Consider the following 1,113-nt stretch of genomic DNA (forward strand, 5'->3'; position numbering starts at 1 on the left):
ATCGTGCCGATGACGTCGTCTGTGACGCTCGTGAGCGTGACCGTCTCGACGGAGTCGTTCGTCACCACGTAGGTGAAGGTGAACTCGCCGCCGGGCTCGGGGAGCGACGCCGGGCTCGGGGTCTTGCTGACCGATATCTGCGGGAGCTCGTCGGTGACCTCGACGGTGGCCGTCGCCCTGGCCTCGGCCTTGTTCTCCTCGTTGTCGTAGGCGATCACATGCGCCTCGTCGGTGTAGAAGCCGGCCTCGGTGTAGGTCTGGAAGGGCTTCCATGTGTAGGTGCCACCGGGCGGCAGGACGACGCCGGCCGCAGCGAGGTCGTAGACGACCGCGCCGCCGGGAAGCGTGTCGGTGAGCTCGGAGAGCGTGATCGCCTCCACGGAGTCGTTCGTCACCACGATCACGTAGTCGAACCTTCCGCCGGGCTCAGGAAGCACGGTGGGGTCCGCGACCTTGGTGATCGAGACCTTCGGCAGCACGTCGTCGACCGTGACAGACGCGTCGTCGGTCGCCGTGCCCTCGTTGCCCTCGTTGTCGTAGGCGATGGCCGTGACGGTGTTCGGGTAGACTCCCGCGTCGGTGTAGGTCTTGGTGCCGGTCATAGGATCGCTCGACTCACCGGGAGAGAGCGTCACGTCGGACGGCAGCGTGATCGTGCCGATGACGTCGTCTGTGACGCTTGTCAGCGTGACCGTCTCGACGGAGTCGTTCGTCACCACGTAGGTGAAGGTGAACAGTCCGCCGGGCTCGGGGAGCGAGGCCGGGCTCGGGGTCTTGCTGACCGAGATGTCCGGCAGCTCGTCGGTGACCGTGACGGACGCGTCGTCGGTCGCCGTGTCCTCGTTGCCCTCGTTGTCGACGGCCTTCGCGGTGACGACGTTGGGGTAGGTGCCCGCATCGGTGTAGGTCTTGGTGCCGGTCATGGCCGCGCTCGACTCACCGGGAGCGAGCGTGACGTCGGACGGCAGCGTGATCGTGCCGATGACGTCGTCTGTGACGCTCGTGAGCGTGACCGTCTCGACGGAGTCGTTCGTCACCACGTAGGTGAAGGTGAACTCGCCGCCGGGCTCGGGGAGCGACGCCGGGCTCGGGGTCTTGCTGACCGATATCTGC

1 protein-coding gene is annotated in these 1,113 nt (G+C 66.6%); it reads right to left on the reverse strand.

Translation table 11 applies throughout. From position 1 onward, the window contains the following. Nucleotides 1–1,113: hypothetical protein (locus Q8K99_14930; protein ID MDP2183841.1), on the reverse strand; the 1,113-nt coding region annotated here is incomplete at both ends.

The sequence above is a fragment of the Actinomycetota bacterium genome (assembly GCA_030682655.1).
GTDB lineage: Bacteria > Actinomycetota > Coriobacteriia > Anaerosomatales > JAUXNU01 > JAUXNU01.